15 protein-coding genes are annotated in these 16,988 nt (G+C 58.0%); 7 read left to right on the top strand and 8 right to left on the bottom strand.

The features are described from left to right. Positions 1-351 precede the first annotated feature (351 nt). The 3 genes from H1B37_RS05900 to H1B37_RS05890 are packed head-to-tail and all read right to left on the bottom strand — an operon-like array spanning position 352 to position 4,446. Positions 352-1,662, bottom strand: a complete 1,311-nt coding sequence (locus tag H1B37_RS05900) for a type III PLP-dependent enzyme domain-containing protein (RefSeq protein ID WP_182865710.1) — start codon at positions 1,660-1,662, stop codon at positions 352-354. A gap of 2 nt (positions 1,663-1,664) precedes the next feature. After that, positions 1,665-3,185, bottom strand: a complete 1,521-nt coding sequence (locus H1B37_RS05895; protein WP_182865709.1) for a hypothetical protein — start codon at positions 3,183-3,185, stop codon at positions 1,665-1,667. Between the two features lie 4 nt (positions 3,186-3,189). Beyond that, positions 3,190-4,446, bottom strand: coding sequence for a sugar-transfer associated ATP-grasp domain-containing protein (locus H1B37_RS05890; protein WP_220498063.1), 1,257 nt, complete (start codon positions 4,444-4,446; stop codon positions 3,190-3,192). A gap of 499 nt (positions 4,447-4,945) precedes the next feature. Here H1B37_RS05890 and H1B37_RS05885 point away from each other — a divergent pair, with 499 nt between their 5' ends. Next, positions 4,946-6,361 (top strand): L-serine ammonia-lyase, encoded by a 1,416-nt coding sequence (locus H1B37_RS05885; RefSeq protein ID WP_182865707.1) that lies wholly within the window; start codon positions 4,946-4,948, stop codon positions 6,359-6,361. Positions 6,362-6,486: 125 nt separating this feature from the next. Here H1B37_RS05885 and H1B37_RS05880 read toward each other — a convergent pair whose 3' ends face one another. Beyond that, complete coding sequence (locus tag H1B37_RS05880) at positions 6,487-8,865, bottom strand: polysaccharide biosynthesis tyrosine autokinase (protein ID WP_182865706.1); 2,379 nt, start codon at positions 8,863-8,865, stop codon at positions 6,487-6,489. Positions 8,866-9,284: 419 nt separating this feature from the next. Between H1B37_RS05880 and H1B37_RS05875 the strand changes: the two genes are divergently transcribed. From H1B37_RS05875 to H1B37_RS05865, 3 genes are all read left to right on the top strand, one after another. Continuing rightward, positions 9,285-10,190: a hypothetical protein gene (locus tag H1B37_RS05875; protein ID WP_182865705.1), complete on the top strand. Its 906-nt coding sequence runs from the start codon at positions 9,285-9,287 to the stop codon at positions 10,188-10,190. 360 nt (positions 10,191-10,550) lie between these two features. After that, positions 10,551-11,429, top strand: a complete 879-nt coding sequence (locus H1B37_RS05870; protein ID WP_182865704.1) for a hypothetical protein — start codon at positions 10,551-10,553, stop codon at positions 11,427-11,429. A 519-nt stretch (positions 11,430-11,948) separates the two neighbouring features. Continuing rightward, entirely contained in the window at positions 11,949-12,815 is an 867-nt protein-coding gene (locus H1B37_RS05865; RefSeq protein ID WP_182865703.1) for an alpha/beta hydrolase, read from the top strand. Between the two features lie 130 nt (positions 12,816-12,945). Here H1B37_RS05865 and H1B37_RS33670 read toward each other — a convergent pair whose 3' ends face one another. Then, positions 12,946-13,404 (bottom strand): helix-turn-helix transcriptional regulator, encoded by a 459-nt coding sequence (locus tag H1B37_RS33670; protein WP_286177443.1) that lies wholly within the window; start codon positions 13,402-13,404, stop codon positions 12,946-12,948. Between the two features lie 89 nt (positions 13,405-13,493). Between H1B37_RS33670 and H1B37_RS05855 the strand changes: the two genes are divergently transcribed. Further along, positions 13,494-13,670, top strand: coding sequence for an SRPBCC family protein (locus H1B37_RS05855; protein ID WP_182865702.1), 177 nt, complete (start codon positions 13,494-13,496; stop codon positions 13,668-13,670). Between the two features lie 13 nt (positions 13,671-13,683). On the opposite strand, the gene H1B37_RS05850 is transcribed toward H1B37_RS05855, so the two are convergent. Further along, on the bottom strand, positions 13,684-14,070 hold the full coding sequence (locus H1B37_RS05850) for a group II truncated hemoglobin (RefSeq protein WP_182865701.1): 387 nt from the start codon (positions 14,068-14,070) through the stop codon (positions 13,684-13,686). A gap of 40 nt (positions 14,071-14,110) precedes the next feature. Between H1B37_RS05850 and H1B37_RS05845 the strand changes: the two genes are divergently transcribed. Together H1B37_RS05845 and H1B37_RS05840 are read left to right on the top strand one after the other, a co-directional pair. Next, positions 14,111-14,515: a hypothetical protein gene (locus H1B37_RS05845; protein ID WP_182865700.1), complete on the top strand. Its 405-nt coding sequence runs from the start codon at positions 14,111-14,113 to the stop codon at positions 14,513-14,515. A 407-nt stretch (positions 14,516-14,922) separates the two neighbouring features. Then, positions 14,923-15,342 (top strand): SEC-C metal-binding domain-containing protein, encoded by a 420-nt coding sequence (locus H1B37_RS05840; protein ID WP_182865699.1) that lies wholly within the window; start codon positions 14,923-14,925, stop codon positions 15,340-15,342. Between the two features lie 23 nt (positions 15,343-15,365). Here H1B37_RS05840 and H1B37_RS05835 read toward each other — a convergent pair whose 3' ends face one another. Together H1B37_RS05835 and H1B37_RS33340 are read right to left on the bottom strand one after the other, a co-directional pair. Next, entirely contained in the window at positions 15,366-16,262 is an 897-nt protein-coding gene (locus tag H1B37_RS05835; RefSeq protein WP_182865698.1) for a hypothetical protein, read from the bottom strand. 528 nt (positions 16,263-16,790) lie between these two features. Beyond that, a partial coding sequence (locus tag H1B37_RS33340) for a hypothetical protein (protein ID WP_220498061.1) occupies positions 16,791-16,988 on the bottom strand: 198 nt, incomplete at its 5' end.

The following is a 16,988-nucleotide window of genomic DNA, read 5'->3' as shown; positions in this document are numbered from 1 at the left end:
ATGCCAGGAGCGTGATCTCCCAAAACCGCACCAACTCTAGGTCGGCGCGGGCAAAGCTGCGCTTATTTGCGTGCCGAGTTCGAAGAACACAGCGACGATTCCATTTGATTCGCAACGAAGGCCCTGGGGATCCACGTTCTGGCGAAGGTAGCTACGTTTGCAGAACGATCCATGGTGCTTTTGTGCAAGGTGGCGCTGTCCAGCTAGGCTTTGTCCCTGAACCCGGCAAGGGGCGTATGTGGTAGCGGAATTCGCCAAGAATTTCGGGTTTCCCCGTGCGAACTGCTGCGAGACGAAAGCCTTGGCGGCTTCCGCTACGGGTTTAGGGACAAAGCCTCGTCGCCCCCCAAATCATTCGGAACCGCTGCTCCACAATTGCACGATGTCTGCCACCGTTTCGCTGGGGCGAAGCATCGACAGACGCCCCTGATCAAAACCAAGCACGGCGGGAATCGCTCGATTGCAGTGTCGCGACCACATGCTCAACGTGTACGCGCCACAATCCCGGATCGCAATCCAATCATGCTCCTTCACACTTGGAATCGAGAGTTGATCCGCCAGAATGTCACCAGAAAAGCACAACGGGCCTGCAATCGTCACCGGTTCGTCGTGTTCCGTGGAGATTTTCCCCTGTCGGTCAAACACAAAGAACTCATGTTTCCAGTCGTCGCCGCGGTAAACGGGCCGCAATAGAAAGTCTGCCCCCAGGTGAATCACGGCCAGCTTTCTTGAGTTCGGCAACCGGCGGACCGTTTCGACACGGCTGAATGCCAACCCGCAACCCGCCTGAATCGCACGACCGAATTCCGTCATCATGGTCGTGTCGGCTTGGAACAGCCCCGGGACCGACTGACGCAATTGGTCGGCATACTCCGCCGGCGTCGGCGGGTTGTCGTCGGCCAGATAGGCGGCCGGCAAACCACCGCCGATGTTGAAAATCGAAATCGGCCGGCCCACTTCCGATTCGATCTCGCGCCGCAATCGCTCCACCTTGGCAACCGCTTCGCACAGCAACTTGACACCGCAACCTTGCGAACCGACATGCGTGTGAATCCCAACCAGCCACGGATGCGTGGCGTACGCCTGGATGATCTGTTCCCGCTGATCCGAGATCGACAGACCAAACTTGGATCCGACGCTGCCGACGCTGGTGTGGGCGATGCTTCCCGATCCGACCTCGGGGTTGATCCTCAGCCCGATCGCCGATTTCGAACCGCCCCGGCGGATCGCCTCGTCGACCCGAGACAACTCGATAAAATTGTCAACGTTTAAAATCACACCGCATCGCAATCCATGTTCGATTTCCCAAACCGTTTTGGCGGGAGAATCAAACACGATTTTATTGTGCGGGCATCCGGCGGCGATCGCCAACTCCACTTCCTCGATGCTCGCCGCCTCCAGCCCAAACCCCTCGGCAACCGCAACCTTCAACACTTCGACCAGCGGATTCGCCTTGATCGCCAGCGAGTGTCGGGTGCTGGAGGGAAACGCATGTTTGAATTCGCCCAGACGTTGTTTCATCCGTTCCAGGTCGTGGACCAGAAACGATGACGCGTGCTCGGGCAACAAACCGGATTCTAGCGCCGACCGGAGAATCCACTCGGCGCGGGATTGATCAATTCTTGTCGAAACGGAATCTACGGCGGTTGCATCGATCGTCATCGTTATCTCTGCACCTGTTCCTGCGTCGGGTGAATGTGGTGTGATTGGGTGGCAATCTGATCGGCCACCCTGCTGAGATGGTCGTCCAATGAATCCAAACGTTGCTCCAGATTACGCCCCCATTGAATGTCGGTTGCGATCTGGGTCACCAGCGGAGCGCCCAAGGCGATTCTCAACACATGGTGGCCCGGGGCGAGCGTCACGGGTTGTCCGAGGTGGATTGGCATCGAGTGTTGCGCGTCGTTGACACTGCGGTGCAACCGAATCAACGCAGGCTTGTCGAATCGATTGGTGCCATCATTGACGAAGAATGAAAACACGGTCGGACAGGGTTGTATGTTCCCGTCCGCCCAATCCGAGTCGCGATGGTCAAACGAATCGCACAGTTCGATCTCCCGTCGACGGGAAAGGTGCCGAACCGTCGACTCGGCAAACCGCGCCATGATCTCGCTGATCGACTGTGTTGCGATCGAAGCGAACGAGGTGATCTCCGCCATCGCCGCTTTCCAACGCAACAGTGCCGGAAGATTGATCCACGGATCCAGCGAGTTGCGAATCGAAGTCCAAGACTTCGGCATTTCGGCACCGCTAAAGTAGCTGCCCAGCGCCGCCGGGATTCCACGCGACCGCCCTTCGATCTGCATCGATCGGGGGACCAACAGGGCGGCAGAAAACGGTGGCCCGCCGAAGAACTTTGATCCGGTCACGTTGATCATGAATCCGCGTTCCAGCAATGCCCGATAACCGACCGTCGCAAATCCACGGCCCAGACGCGCCTGTGCCGCATCGATCAACACGACCACATCGCGGTGCAGATGCGATTGAATTAGATCCAAGACTCGCAATCGAGGCGCGAAGACACCGGTTTTGGAGTGCGCGACCGCGTGCAGCAAGACCTGATGTCCGCCCGAAACCGCGGTAGATACCCGTTCGTGGATTTCCGCGTCGATCTCCATGGCGGCGCGGATTTTCCCATCCGAATGACGGATTTGCACCGTTTCGGTTTGGATCCTTCGCGCCAGACCTGCGTCGACCGGGCCGCCGGGAACGACTCGGTCGCCGTGGGGAACTCGGTCGTCGTAGTGTCGTCCAGAAGCGGCACGCAACGTTCCGCTGCCCACTTCATCCGGCCCCACGACGATATTGACGATCCTTCGGTCGGGATCGCGATCGGCAATCGACACGGCCAGCAATTCCGCATCCGTTCCCGATGGCGTCAACGCGATGTCGGTCTCATCGGCCAACTGCAAGTGCCTGCGGAGACAGGATCGAATCTCGCCGAGCGTCTGGTCGACGATCGGTGATCGGTCGTTCGCCGATTGCAGTTCGGCGAGCAATTGTTCCGCGGCCGCAACGCCACGCGGCGATGGGCTGGAACAACTGCACGAACCCAACGCAATCGCTCGGCGCGGCCAAACGCTGCACCCGTATCGATTCAGCCCGTCGGACCCCGGGACCAGGCGACTGTCGCACCCGGCCGTGATCAGTTCGGCGTAACTTTGATTGAGATCACGTTGCCACATGGAACTAATGAACCGAGGTGTTGGCTCCGCTTTGCAGTCCGCCGGGGGCACCGGGGACGACGATGGGAGCCGGTTTGCTCGCGGATTCCACTTCCTCAGCCTTCGGTTCCGCCGTCTCTTGTTGCTCCGCGACATTGTGCAGCTCCACAGTGTCTTGCAGCTCCTCGTCCGGCGAGACGTCGGCACTGGGTTTCGCCGATGCAAGCGACACGATACTTTGCTTGAACTCTTGTCGGCCTCGCTTGCGCCGGTCCGACTGGCCTTCCTTCTCTCGCTCTGCGATTCGATCGATGATCGCCAGGTAACGCTCGTTCAGCAGGCCGCTGTCAAAGCACAGTTGCTCCATGATCGGGTTTCCGCCGTCGCCTTCCAATTCGACCAACACCGGCCCGCGGTCGGTCATCGCGACGTCCCAGCCTTGGAAGTGGCAGGACGGCAAATGTGTCGCGGCACTCAACACCACGTCACGCATCTGGTCCCAATGCGGGAACGTCATCTCAGAGAACTTGACGTTGGTGATGGGATGCGCTTCGATCGGTTCGGTACCGCCACCCTTTCGGATCAACGTGCGACCGATCTTTCCCGTCTCGACATCGATCCCGGCCAACATGTTGCCCGCACGCCAAAAATTGTCTGCGTCGTTGGCCGTCGCGGGAATCTTCCAGGAAGCCCGGAACAAATCGCATCCGTTGTCGTCCGACATCACGAACATGCGAACCGAGCTGACGCACGGCCCGATCAGCTTTGCGATCGAATCGTGAGGCAGCATCAGGGTTTGGAACAGGTAGGCGCGTCCGAGTTGCTCGACCAAGTCGGCGATCTTTTCAACCGGGACTCGATGCCCGTCGCCGACGATGACCGCGTCTGCGGCTTTGTCGTAACCGGTGATCTTGGCGGTCCCGACGCTGCAGGCGCAATCGAAGGGTTTGCCGAAAATCGGGTACTTCGCTTCGCTTCGCAAAAAGCGACACACGTCGTCTCGGCCACGCAGCGCGGCGGCACCTGGGTAGGTTCGCGTGGAGTGAACGATGGCCTGCGTTTCCGGCGTCGGCAATCCCAACCCTTGCAACAATGCCGACAGGATCTGTTTGTCCCGAGCGACCTCGGTCCAGGGCGAATCGAACATCATGTTGCTTTGGCTGAGAAACGTTTGTTTCGTTTCCGGCGTGTAACGAGCGTCATCGTACAGCTCGTACATGAAATACTCGTCGGGCTTCAGCCGTCCACGTCCACGCCGCAGACGAAAGATCTCCATCATCATGCTCGACAGGCTCTTCCCTGATGCCTGGGCCTTTCGAAGACCACGCAAAAAATCGAATGTCGGATTGGACCGTTCGAGGTCGAGTTCAAATTGATCGGTAGACACGGAACGCTTTGGGGTGGGAGGAGAGATCGGCGGAAGGGAGTGGAGGTGCGAGCTCGTGGTGCCTGCTGCATAGGGTGCCTGCTGCGTAGGCGGAGTTCGCCGTCGTTTGGATCGATCGGCTAACCCTGCAAGACGAATGCAAAGGTTTTCCAAACAGCTGATTTCTGGCGGTTGCGTGGGTCGTCAGACGCCGGGGCTGGAGGTGTTCCCCCAAATGCGAATGTCCCTCCACAGTACGGATCCAAAACACTTCGGAGCGTGCGTTGCGTATCGGCTTGGGGCGATCTAAAAAGTGCCCCTCGGGACATGCACTCCAAGACGTCCACTTTCAACGCAAGGATTAGTGGCAGGCGGCGGCCTCTCGTCCACAGCCCCCTCGACAATGCCTTCGGCAATGCAACATCAATCGCTAAGCGTCTTCGACATGTTCAAGATCGGGGTGGGCCCCTCCAGTTCCCATACGATGGGCCCCTGGCGAGCCGCCCTGCAGTTCGTCGATCAACTCGGGCCGAACAGGGCAGCGGTTCAGCGGATCGTTGTTGACCTCTATGGCTCGCTGGCCAAAACAGGAAAGGGGCATGGAACCGATGTTGCCGTGCAGCTGGGATTGTGTGGTCACGATCCGACGACGATCAATGTCGATTCGACCGACCGGTATCTCCGCCAGATCGCTGCGGACCGAACGATCCGACTCGGTCAGACCGACGTTGCCTTTGACCCGACGGCTGACATCCGTTTTCATTTCGACCAGCAACTGCCCCAACACCCCAACGCCATGCGTTTCACCGCGTGGTTCGCTGAGGGCGAACAGACAGAGGCGATCTTTTTTTCGGTCGGTGGCGGTTTCATCGTCCAAGAGGGTGAGCAATCGTCGACCAGCCATTCGGTCGACTTGCCGTTTCCGATTGACCGCGCAGACGATTTACTCGGTCACTGCGAACGCCAATCACTACGGATCAGCGAAGTGGTGATGCAAAACGAGCGGACGTGGCGGGATGACACAGCGATTCGTGACGGTCTTGCCGCGATTCGCGAGACGATGTTGGATTGCATCCATCGCGGGTGCATGACCGAAGGGATCCTGCCGGGCGGTTTGAATGTCCGGCGCCGCGCCCCGACGGCGGCACGACGTTTACTCGGTCATGCCTGTCCACCGGACCGCCAGCAGTGGATCGCTACGCTCGGGCAACAACCGCGAGACTTTCAGTCGGTCATGGATTGGGTCAGTTGTTTCGCCTTGGCGGTGAACGAGGAAAACGCGGCGTTTGGACGCGTGGTGACGGCGCCGACCAATGGAGCGGCCGGCGTCATGCCCGCCGTCCTGTTGTATTTCGAATGCTTCTGCGATAGTGACGACGATTGGTTTGCAGACTTCTTGCTGACGGCCGCGGAAATCGGTTGCATCTTCAAAAAGGGCGCCACGATCTCGGCGGCCATGGGTGGCTGCCAAGCCGAAATCGGTGTCTCCTCGGCGATGGCCGCCGCGGCGCTCACCGAATGCCTGGGCGGTTCGCCGCGTCAGGCAACGATGGCCGCCGAAATCGCCATGGAACACCACCTCGGGATGACCTGCGATCCGATCGGCGGGCTGGTTCAAATTCCATGTATCGAACGCAATGCCTTCGGAGCAATCAAAGCCATCACCGCGTCACAGATCGCGCTCGGTCGCGACCCCGACGATGCCCGCGTCTCGCTAGACGCCGTCGTCCGCACAATGTGGGAAACCGCACAGGACATGAACTCCAAGTACAAAGAAACCTCCGAAGGCGGCTTGGCCGGCCAGATCTCCGTCAATCTCAGCGAGTGCTAACGCGATCCTAGCTTTGTCTCTAAACCCGGCAAGGGGCGTATGTGGTAGCGGAATTCGCCAAGAATTTCGGCTTTTTCCGTGTGGACTGCTGCGAGTCGAAAGCCTTGGCGGCTTCCGCTACGGGTTTAGGGAGACTCCAGGTGCAAATCACGAGCCGCGGGCGACAGCCGATGCCCTTCCACCTCGTCGCCTTCCTCTCCGACGCCGTTGATGATCACGCCGACCACGGTGGCATCAGCGTTCTTCAACGCTTCGGTCGCCTTGATGGCCTGATCCAGATCTCGAGGGCTCGGACCGATGACCACGGCAACGGCATCGGCCACCGGAGCCAAATCCCGCGACGCCGACACCGACGCGAGCGGCGGCATGTCAACCAGGACCAGATCAAACAGGTCGCGAAGGGACTCGTAAAGCCCCGCGACGCGCGTGGGCGAAAGGAGATCGCTAGGATTCTCGCGTGACTTTCCCGCCGGCAGCACCGACAAATTGCTCGTCGGTCCCTGTTGAATCGTCTGCATGACTTGATCCGCGATCTCATTGCCGCTGTTTGCCGACGCAATCCCCTCCAGGATCCGCTGCAATCCGGGCGAATCGGTCAGTCCGAACAAGTCTTGCATCTTGGGACGCCACAGATCGGCGTCGATCAGCAACACCTTCTTTCCGTCCCTGGCCGAGGCAACGGCCAGGTTTGCCGTCACCGTCGATCGGCCCACTTCCGGCTTCAGGCTGGTCACCTGGATGATCCGATGATCGCGGGAAGCGGAAGCGTACAGCAGGGCGGTGCGGATGGTGTTGAAACTCTCCGCCGCTCGCCCATACGGTGCACTCACCGTGCAGAGCTTCGACGCGTCAGGTCGGTGTTCTAAAGCCCCCGCCGTACGCGTTGATGCCTTCGGTGGTGCAATGAGCGGGATTTGCCCGAGCACCGGTGCCGACAAGAATTGACCTGGATGGACTTGGATCGGCACGTCGCGCTGTCGTGGGGGCAACAGCATCGCCAGCAAGATGCCGGTGCCCAATCCGATTAAACCACCCGCCAGTGTCTGTTTTTCCAGCGGACGCTCGACGGCCTGCCCGGCGCGTGGATGTTCCAGGACCGAAACCGCGACACCTCGATCCTTCGACAGCAAACTCACTTCGTCCATACGCGCGAGGATCTTTTCGTACAGCTCGCGTTGACGTGCGATGTCCCGCTCGAAGCGTTCGGATTCACGAATCGCCTCAATCTCCGCCTTGGCCGCAGCCGATTCCTCGGCGTAGGACGTGTTGACCGATTCGAGCTGTCGATCGAGTGACTCGAGTTGCTGCTTCAGGCCATTGATCGCAAGTTCGACGCGTGCACGAAGCTCCGCCTGGGGATCGATTTCCGCATCGGGTTTTCCGCCCAACGTCATGATCTTTTTGATCATCGCTTCCTTTTCGTCCTCTTCCGCCTCCATTCGGGCAATCCGCTTGCTGACGACATCAATCTGTGTTTGAACCTCACGGACCCGCGGATGGCGACGCCCAAACTTTTCCAACAGCTTGTCCCGTTCCATCTCCAACGGTGTCTGCTCGGTCTCACGCATCCGCACCGACGCGCGATCGCGCAGCTCGTTTCGCAAGCTGTCCAATTGGTTGGACAGGCTCTGGTTGATCGCATCGGAGGCTGTTTCCGATTCCGCCTTTAACGAGAGCATCAATGTTCGCGGATCGCTTTGTTCCAAATTGATCTCCGCCGAACGAATGCGACTCTCGATCTCCGCCCGTTCAATCATCAACTCTTCGCGCTGGGCCAGGAACCGGTCTGCGATCTTGCGATGCACGCTCTGTGGTTCGCCGTCCAGGAAAACCAACTCCGTCCGCTGCAAGAACGCGTCGTGTTGTCGCTCCAGTGCTTGAAGATCCTTGAGCGCCGTTTCTCGCGAGGCCAAAATCCGAGCCATGGCTTCGTCGTCGCCCCGCTGAAAACTCTCCTGTCTGAACCCCACGTAGGCGTCCAAGATGCCTTGGACCACCTGCTGGGAACCGGTGGGTGTCGCTGCGTCATATCGGATCCGTATCACCCGGGTGGATGTCTGATCGCCGGCCGGTTCGACAACAAGTGCGGGGGTGCTGCTAAGTCGGGTCGCAATCTCTGCCTCGGTCATTCCGGTGAACGGTTCAACGCCTCCCAGGGACGTTTGACGGATTGCCCGACGAAGGATCTGATCACTCCGTACCACGAACACTTCGTCACCGAGCGACGCTGCCCGGCTGGGCTCTGATTCATCGCCCGTCATCGGGGGATCCGCTGCGTCGATCTGGACCAACGCGGCGGAACGGAACGCCGGGGGCTGAGAACGCATCCAGACGTACGTCGCCCCGGCCCCAATGATCCCGCACACGACCGCCAGCCATGCAAAACGCGTCAGCCAACGGACCCAATAGCGGTCAACGACGTGAGCCGTGATTTCCGCGGCGGCGTCGTTCAATGGAGTGGCCGACGCGAGTCCGTTTTCCGAAAGAAGGTATTTCGTCTGCATGGATGACTTCGCGGGTGCGAGGAGCAGCGGGCTTCGTGCGTCGCGCTGGCAAGGTGGAGCCTGAGACACATTTCGGGACCACCATCTTATCTACTTGAAGCCCCCGAAGTCACAGGGGCATCAAAAAGCGGGGGTGATGGCCCCTCGTCGCCGCCGAAACGGGAACACGGCCGTTGACGGTGCGGATGGGAGGGGCAAAACGATGGGGGCAGAACGATGGAGACAAAACGAGAGCGAGGTGACGTGTGGATCGGCAGCCATCGCTTGCGTCGACGAGCGATGTGCGTCTGACAAAGCATTTGGCAGCGGCAACTTTCTGGGGAAACGTTGCAGAATTGTGGTAACAAATTCGTCCGAGTTACGAGGACAGTGAATGTGTCCTCCCGCGAATCACCTCTTTCGTTCCACATGGTGTTCCCATGGGTATTCTCAAGTCGACTCCGTCGGTCCCCGCCATCTTTCCGCCTCCCGGTCACGTCGGGGCATACCCGGTCAAGGACGGTGACGATTGGTTCAGCGTGGCGTCCCGTGAGGCCGGTCGGTCCGATCCCTGGGACCTGATCGAATTCAACTTCGCGACGCGTGATCCCCGCGAAGTCAATTGGTATCTGGAAAGCTACTTGAATTGCACTGAATCGAGCGATGGAAAAAATTACAGCTTCTCCACCGGGGCTGGCGAAATTTATTTGCCGCCGGCCGATTGGGATCCTTCGATCGAGCGTTCGTTGCAACTGATCGTGCTCGGCGCCCTGTCAAACCGGGCGACAAAGTCGATCAATTTCCTGCGTGGAAGTCATCGGGTTTCCACTCGCGAACTGATGGTCGTGGGCAATGCGATCATCGACGGCAAGATCCGCGTTCTACAGTCCAGTTCGATCCGAAGCGGTCGGGCGGTTTACGATTCCGATCGCAACGTGATTGAACTCGGCCGCAGCGCCGGTCGCACGAACAAGAGCAAGGCACTGATTGTCCATGAGTGCGTGCACGCGTTGTTCGATTTGCGTCAAGATACGATGACCGTCGGCGTTTCTGAAGGGTTGGCCTACGTCGCGCAATCAATCTTTATGGTCCAGCACACCGATGATCCCGAGGATCGGTTGCACGTGGACATTCCCAGCTTCGGTCCCGGAGGAGCGACCCCGCAAGAGATTCGCAACGCGATCCGCCGCGATGCGGTGTTCCAACAAGCCTGGAAAATCGCCCTGATGATCGTCGACCGAAAAACCGTTCCCTCCAGTGAATGGAACCTGCTCGATACCGCCATCAGTTTGCACCCGTCCTACAGCAGCAGCGCCACCCACAACGCGATCTTCGATGGCGTCTGAGGAGGATCGCACGAGTTCACTTGCTCACGGGGGACCAGGATAACGAGAGGAGGGTCAAAAAATTTGCTGGTCAAAAAATCCAGTCATTCCGCGGCAACGCGCCTCTTTTCACCTACATTTTTGAGCATTCAATCTCTTGCCCCTTCTCCGATGCAGATCCAGACTCGCCACACGAAAGCGTGAATCACGCGAAGACATAATCGGGGACAGTCCAATCTTCCTGCCCCAGAATCTGCCTCGTCCCGATTTCAGTTGCTTCCAAGTAGACCAAACCGTAGGTGGAACGACGGGACCGTTCCAAGGACGCACTAGACTTCCAGCGTAGCGTTTCAACGAATCACTGATCCGAGACCGAACACGATGCCGACCGCTGCGCAGGAATCATCGATACAACAGCGATTATTAAACAGATCCGAAATCGCCTCGCAACCGGACGATCGCCGACGTGCCAAAGGCTGGCCGATGCTCCGCATTCTCGCCGTGTTTTGGGATAGCATTGGCATCGCGTTTTTCGGCCTCCTGTTCTTATCCGAGTCGTTCGACACACTCGAAAACCTGACCGGCCTGAGGATCACATGGGTGACCAAACCCTTGGTGTCCTACATCCTTTGTGCCGGGTTTGTCCTGGCGCTGGCGTCCCCGCTTCTGACCCGTATCCTCAAAAAGCAATTCCGCGAAATGCGATTTGAAGCGGTCCCCGAGACTCCATGGTTTCTATTCCTATACCGTGAGAAGGCTGAAACAGCCCTCGATGAATTTGGTTTTCGTCGAATGGAGACTTTTCGTGTCGATGGCGATGCTTCCCCCACGTTTGTTGAGGTCTATCTCAGTTCTCGGCAGCGGGTGGTCGCCGTTTTCCATCTGCAGATGGGAACCAAGTGGACCGAATTGGTGTCAATGTCCGACTGCGGACGCGTCATCGTGACAAGTTCACAGGCTGACGGTGAAATTGGCAATGAAACCGATAACGCCACGGAAAGCACACCGTCGATCGTTATGACAACCGTTACCGAAAGATCCTTCGAAGACATGCTCGCCATTCATCGCCATAAGTCAATCGAAACTACCGAAGCAATAGAATCGCCCATCACGGAACTGTCCGAGACGGACGTGGTGGACGTGCTGCGATACTGCAACCGCGCAAAGCATGATCTGCGGGTCAATCGCGGGTTGTCCCGCGACAAAGTCGGCCCGATGTCCTACGGCCGATTCCGGTTTCCGGTAGGTGTCATTGCGTGATCGGTCGGCTGATGGTCAAAAAATTGAGTGGTCAAAAAATGCTCGCTCCGTGTAGCGTCCCTCTCGCGATTCACATCTTTTGACCAACTCATTTTTTGACCAGTCTCCTGCACGAAACGGAGATATGCAAATAATGGCCGATGCGTTCAAACGTATCGATGGGGTTCCTGTGATCGTTGTTGGAAGGCATTTTCAACGTTAGAGTGTTTATTGCTCGTCCGTGGGACTTTGTACCTGCTTCACCAGCACGTGCTGGACCAAGCGAGAGCACGCGTCTGATCGGCCGGTGAGGGAAAGGCATAAAGGCATTGACGAGGACCGCTGGTCGCGGATCGCGCAGTTCGAACGATTCTTGACCGCGGCCGTCGCGATTGGTTCTCGATCGTCCTCACGCCAGCAGACTGGGCATGGCGACTCACCCAATGACGACCTTCTGGGGCATCTTTTCGCCGACCGGTACGCTGTTTGCTTATTCGTGCCGCGGTTCAGACGCCTCCCCAAACCAGCGACGCAAAATTGATGTCCGCGACGATTCCATCTGCTCCGCAACAGAGCACGCTCAGCACCCCCGATGGCCGCGGCTTGCACCTCCGGCGCTGGGGCGACACGGCCAATGAAACGGCCCTCGTGGTCGTTCACGGTTTAGGTGAGCACAGTGGTTGGTACGGCGAACTGGGCGATGCGATGGCTTCGTCCGAGGTGACAACCTACGCCTACGATCAGCACGGACACGGGAAAAGTCCTGGTGTCCGTGGGCACGCACCGTCGCTGGACCGCTTCATCGACGACGTGCAATGTGTTTGCGAGCATGTCGCCGATCGACAGCCCGACGCGGAGATCGTTCTGTTGGGGCATAGCATGGGCGGGCACATCACCTTGCGGTTCTTGCTCGACCGCAACCGACCGCCCATTAACCGAGCGATCGTCACCAATCCGATGATCCTTCCCAAAAATCCACCGACGAAGGCACAGTCATTTGCGGCCTGGTTGACGGCCAAGGTCATCCCGCGAGTCCGTTTGTCGGCGGACATCAAGCCGAGTCAGCTGACGCAGGACGCTGAGATGCTGGCGAGACTTGCCGCCGACCCACTTCTGCACGAAAAGTTGTCGATCGGCATCGGTGGCGAATTGATGTCCAGTGGGCACGAAATATTGGAGCAAGCCGACCAGCTCCGCACTCCATTGCTGTTCTTAATTGGTGAGGACGACGAGATTTGTGACGCTGAAACGAGCAAAGCGTTTTGCACGCGGTCGGGCGAGTGTTGCACGACGAAAAGATTCCACGGTCTCCGCCATTCACTGCTGCTGGAAACCCGCCGCGATGCTGTCTTGGACACGATTGCGGCGTGGATTTCAAGGGCGGATCAGGCGCGAGATGCCGGTTGAGCATATCGGCTGATCAACAATTCGACATCGCTTCGGCACGCTCCTGGGGTACATCGAAGCGGTCGAGCATCATCACTTTGCGCCACGCTTTGAGAAAGTAGAACGGAAAAGTGGTCAAAAAATTGGAGGGTCAAAAAATACCGCCACCGCATAGCCACTGCCACCGCATAGCCACTGCCACCGCATAGCCACTGCCACCGCATAGCCACTGCCACCGCATAGCCGCTGCGCAGCAGCAACTTCGCAACAGTTCGCATTTTTTGACCAGCCCATTTTTTGACCAGCCCATTTTTTGACCAGCACCCAATGCGAAACGGGACACGGCGAGTGAAAACCGATACGCCCGCCGCATAGACGGCGCCCCAAATCTTCTTCCCTCTCGATCCCAACCAGCCCCAACCGGACGCTGCGGTAGCCGACTCCCCGCTTCGCCAACGATGGGGACACCCGAGGACCGCAGATCTGCCACATCGCGGTAGATCGTGCGAACCCCGATGTCCATCTCCGCGGCAAGCTCCTCCCCGGTGACGGCCTCGCGGCGCGCCTTGAGGTACTCGACGATTCGAAACAAGCGGTCGGCGCGGCGCATGTGGCTTGCCAGCAGGCAACTCTGGTATTTCCGGGATCCTGACAGTCTCCTGACAATACGCTGTCAGTAGGGCTCTGTAAAGTTCTCCGGTGAGCTCAGCCGTCATCACGATCACGTTTGAAGAGACGAGCGGGGTGACCACCGTCGCAACCCGGATTGAATATGCCTCCAAAGGGGCTCGCGATGCCGCCCTGGCGGCCGGCATGACCGCGTCGATGGAAATGGGCTACTGCCGCATCGATGACCTGCTCACTGAATCGTCTTGATTCCTTCGGGCCATCAATCGGCGCGATTGCGCATGTGATCCGCCGTGCGAAAGAATGTCATCTTCAGTTGTGAAACGAGCAGCGGGTTGTCGACCAGTTCGTCGAGTGCTCTATTCATGCACAACAGCCATTGGTCTCGTTCGTTTTCACCGATCGGAAACGGCAAGTGCCGCGCTCGCAACCTCGGATGTCCATATTCTTCGATATACAGCGACGGCCCGCCGAAGAACCCCGACAAAAACTTGAACAGCTTGTTTCTCGATTCGGTTAAGTCGCTGGGATGGAGTGCGCGAATGGTCTTCGTCTCGGGCAATTCCGACATCAGGTCGTAAAACCGATCGACGATGCCGCGCAATTTCTCTTCGCCACCGAGCTGCTCGTACAATGTTGGGGGATTCATCGGAACAAAAATACTCGAATGCTCTGCGACGGGCTACCTGATGACTGCTGATGTTTTTTCCGAGTTCCTCGATCCATTTAAGCGACACAGTGTGCTGCGCGAGCGCGTGCGGGCCGTGTTAGAGCGGTTGCCGACACCGGTCGTGGAGGATTTTTTGCAGGACGAACGCTTTCGCGTCACGCTCGAGAATTTTGTTCCCGGCCAAGGTTGGTCGCTGTGGATGGCGATGCCGGGGGCGAATCGCAGCGGCAGTCGCGTCGTCGTACTTCGAAAACGGCTCAACGTCTGCAACGAAGACTTTGCGCTGTACATCATCGCACATGAATTCGCGCACGCGCATCTTCACAACGGCGGCTGGGGCGAACACACCGATCCAGAGCAAGCGGCCGACGCCCTGGCCGATTCCTGGGGATTCCCCAAAGTCGCGCGTTCCCCGCAGGACTAGCGCCGATTTTCAGTTCGAACGCCACGGGGAAGATTTGCGCTCAAGCTGTGGGCGGCAGCGTGCCATAAGGAATGCTGGTCAAAAAATGGATTGGTCAAAAAATGCAGGCACCGTGCGGCAGCGGTGCTTTCGTCTTCCATATTTTTTGACCAACCCATTTTTTGACCTTTCTCCCATACCAACCGTGGACTCGGTACAAGAAGCCCCGTGCACGCAGGTTCATCGACAGCGATCCGCCGGATCTTCTTACCCCGTCCCCGTCCAAATCGAACGCCGCTCCCTAACAGGATTGGCTTTCCGATTCTTGCGGTCAGGCCCAGATCACGCAAAAATCGAGGGGATGGCTTCGCGATTTTCGGCGAGTGATCCGAACGCGGGATCATCGCACACGACGGGGAGGACGGACGATGGGAGCGATCGGCGACGCAATCACTGCGTACGCGCAACCGCTGATTGATGAAACAGACGGTTCGCGGGAGCAGGTACAAGGTGCATTGAATCTGGCCATGATGTGTTGGAATATTGGGATTTTGCCCCAGGAAAAACAACAATCTGCCATCGACGCACTCGCTGAAGAGTTTGGGCTAGACGACGCCGAATTTGAAGACTTCAAGGAGTCCATGCTTGGCCCGATGCTCCTTCGCTACAAGCAAATGTTCGGACAGTCAAAAGGAAGCTCGCCAGAGGGACCTCCTCTTTGGGAACCCCCACTGCATCCAAATACGCAGCAGCAGGCAATAGAAAAACCGGGCCGCTACGATCCCTGCCATTGCAACAGCGGAAAGAAATACAAGTTCTGCTGCGAACGTGCCGATCGCGCCCGCTAGCAACAACGTTTCGAACGCGTCCGTCATTGCTGAATCATCGATTCTATGTCTTTGATGCTGACGCTGTCGTACAGTCGCGATGAATTGAAATTCCCTTCTCCTGGATGATCCAAGTAGTTGGGAAGATGCCAAACCTGCCTCCCGTTGTGCTTGAGCCAAATCTCCTGGAACGCCAATGAACCGGGCGCGTACTTCCAGACGAGACCCTCGTCGGTCTCGTGGCATTCAATCAACAGTGTGAGTTCGGGATCGGTGCCAAGCTGATTCGTGAAGATAAAGAGTGATCCGTCGATGACAGCCGAATCCGCCTTCCGCAACTCCGTTGCGTTGAGGCGAAAAACAGCCTTGGGAATGAGTCTGAGCGCATCAACCTGCCCCGTCTGGACCGATCGTGTTTCCGCGGTGAACTGCTTCGCGATGCCTCGCATTTGTAGATCCCTTCGACGTCTTGAGAGGTCGTCATCACCGGGCGGAGGCGTTGGCGCTGTCGGCAACGATCGCAACTTGACACCAACCGGAGACCACATTTGCCCCCACTTCATCGGACTTCGAATCGGCCTGGGTGGCGTCTCGATCAGTGCTTGAAATTCCTGGTAGACTTCCCGTCCCGATGGAGTCGGTTGGGATAAGACGCCGCCGGCGACCACCGCTCGGCCTTGGTAGGTCCAAACGTAAACATCTCCCGAATTCGGCGCGAGGGTATCACGATACTTCTGATAGTCCAGTCCCGTCCACGTGAAGACGGGATCTTCGAGTTTCAGCCTTTGCAAACCGTCGTCATCCAGTCGGAAACGAACCCGCTTCGCCTGGTGGCGATAAAATTGCTTTAGGGTTTCATACTCTTGCGTCGGCTCCTGAGCCCACATCGTGGACACGATGGTCAAGTGACACATGCAGATCATGACCATCGACCGAATCATGGTATTTCCCTTTCAATCAAGTTGAGATGCCGACCGTATCTTTCAGACAGAATGTCTGTTTTAATAAGCATACCAAATGGCAGAAGCGAATCAATGCGTGGTCGGCTCAACAGCGCTACTCATCTTGCACGCTCTCATCGGTTGGACGTTCTTCAGGGAGAGTGTCATTGGGGGCACCTGTGATCGGTCCGTCAACGAAACGGGCTTGTCGTGTCGTAGCTTTACAGGTGAGTATTATCCGTGTGAGGCGCACCCGTCAGCTTTCCGCTCAACACGCCAAGCGGAATGTGGGTCAAAAAATGGGTTCTTCGCGGAGTTTAGTGGCTGATCGCACAGGACCCAGGTTTTTTGAGGCATTGCTGCGATGTCCGAATGGGTGTTCGACGACAAACGCTCGGCTCAAACGACCCTCCGCCGACACGGGGGCCGGCAGAGGGCACGAAGCACCTTCGCCGCATCGCAGACCAAGTTATTCCTTGGCGGGTTGCTCCTCCGCAGAGCCCGTCTCCGCTTCACCCGGCTTCGCCATCAGACCGAACAGAACCGTCGGACATCGCAGCCATCCCTCAAAAAACCTTCCCCGAGTATCCGAGAGCAGCCACTAAATTCGCGGAAGAACCTTTTTTGCCCCTTCTCCCATACCAACCGCTGACTCGGCACACCAAGACGGATGCCTGCAAACGCATCCACGGCGATCCACAGAATCTTCTTACCCCCAAAATTTTC

This window comes from Stieleria mannarensis (genome assembly GCF_014154935.1).
Taxonomy (GTDB): Bacteria; Planctomycetota; Planctomycetia; order Pirellulales; family Pirellulaceae; genus Stieleria; species Stieleria mannarensis.
Note: the sequence above shows the minus strand (reverse complement) of the source record. Positions and strands in the feature narration are given on the sequence as shown.

Bases quoted from the DNA above. Each gene is read 5' to 3' on its own strand.
- H1B37_RS05900 (WP_182865710.1), bottom strand. From the start codon at position 1,662: ATGACGATCGATGCAACCGCCGTAGATTCCGTTTCGACAAGAATTGAT.
- H1B37_RS05895 (WP_182865709.1), bottom strand. From the start codon at position 3,185: ATGTGGCAACGTGATCTCAATCAAAGTTACGCCGAACTGATCACGGCC.
- H1B37_RS05890 (WP_220498063.1), bottom strand. From the start codon at position 4,446: ATGATGATGGAGATCTTTCGTCTGCGGCGTGGACGTGGACGGCTGAAG.
- H1B37_RS05885 (WP_182865707.1), top strand. From the start codon at position 4,946: ATGCAACATCAATCGCTAAGCGTCTTCGACATGTTCAAGATCGGGGTG.
- H1B37_RS05880 (WP_182865706.1), bottom strand. From the start codon at position 8,865: ATGCAGACGAAATACCTTCTTTCGGAAAACGGACTCGCGTCGGCCACT.
- H1B37_RS05875 (WP_182865705.1), top strand. From the start codon at position 9,285: ATGGGTATTCTCAAGTCGACTCCGTCGGTCCCCGCCATCTTTCCGCCT.
- H1B37_RS05870 (WP_182865704.1), top strand. From the start codon at position 10,551: ATGCCGACCGCTGCGCAGGAATCATCGATACAACAGCGATTATTAAAC.
- H1B37_RS05865 (WP_182865703.1), top strand. From the start codon at position 11,949: ATGTCCGCGACGATTCCATCTGCTCCGCAACAGAGCACGCTCAGCACC.
- H1B37_RS33670 (WP_286177443.1), bottom strand. From the start codon at position 13,404: ATGCGCCGCGCCGACCGCTTGTTTCGAATCGTCGAGTACCTCAAGGCG.
- H1B37_RS05850 (WP_182865701.1), bottom strand. From the start codon at position 14,070: ATGAATCCCCCAACATTGTACGAGCAGCTCGGTGGCGAAGAGAAATTG.
- H1B37_RS05845 (WP_182865700.1), top strand. From the start codon at position 14,111: ATGACTGCTGATGTTTTTTCCGAGTTCCTCGATCCATTTAAGCGACAC.
- H1B37_RS05840 (WP_182865699.1), top strand. From the start codon at position 14,923: ATGGGAGCGATCGGCGACGCAATCACTGCGTACGCGCAACCGCTGATT.
- H1B37_RS05835 (WP_182865698.1), bottom strand. From the start codon at position 16,262: ATGATTCGGTCGATGGTCATGATCTGCATGTGTCACTTGACCATCGTG.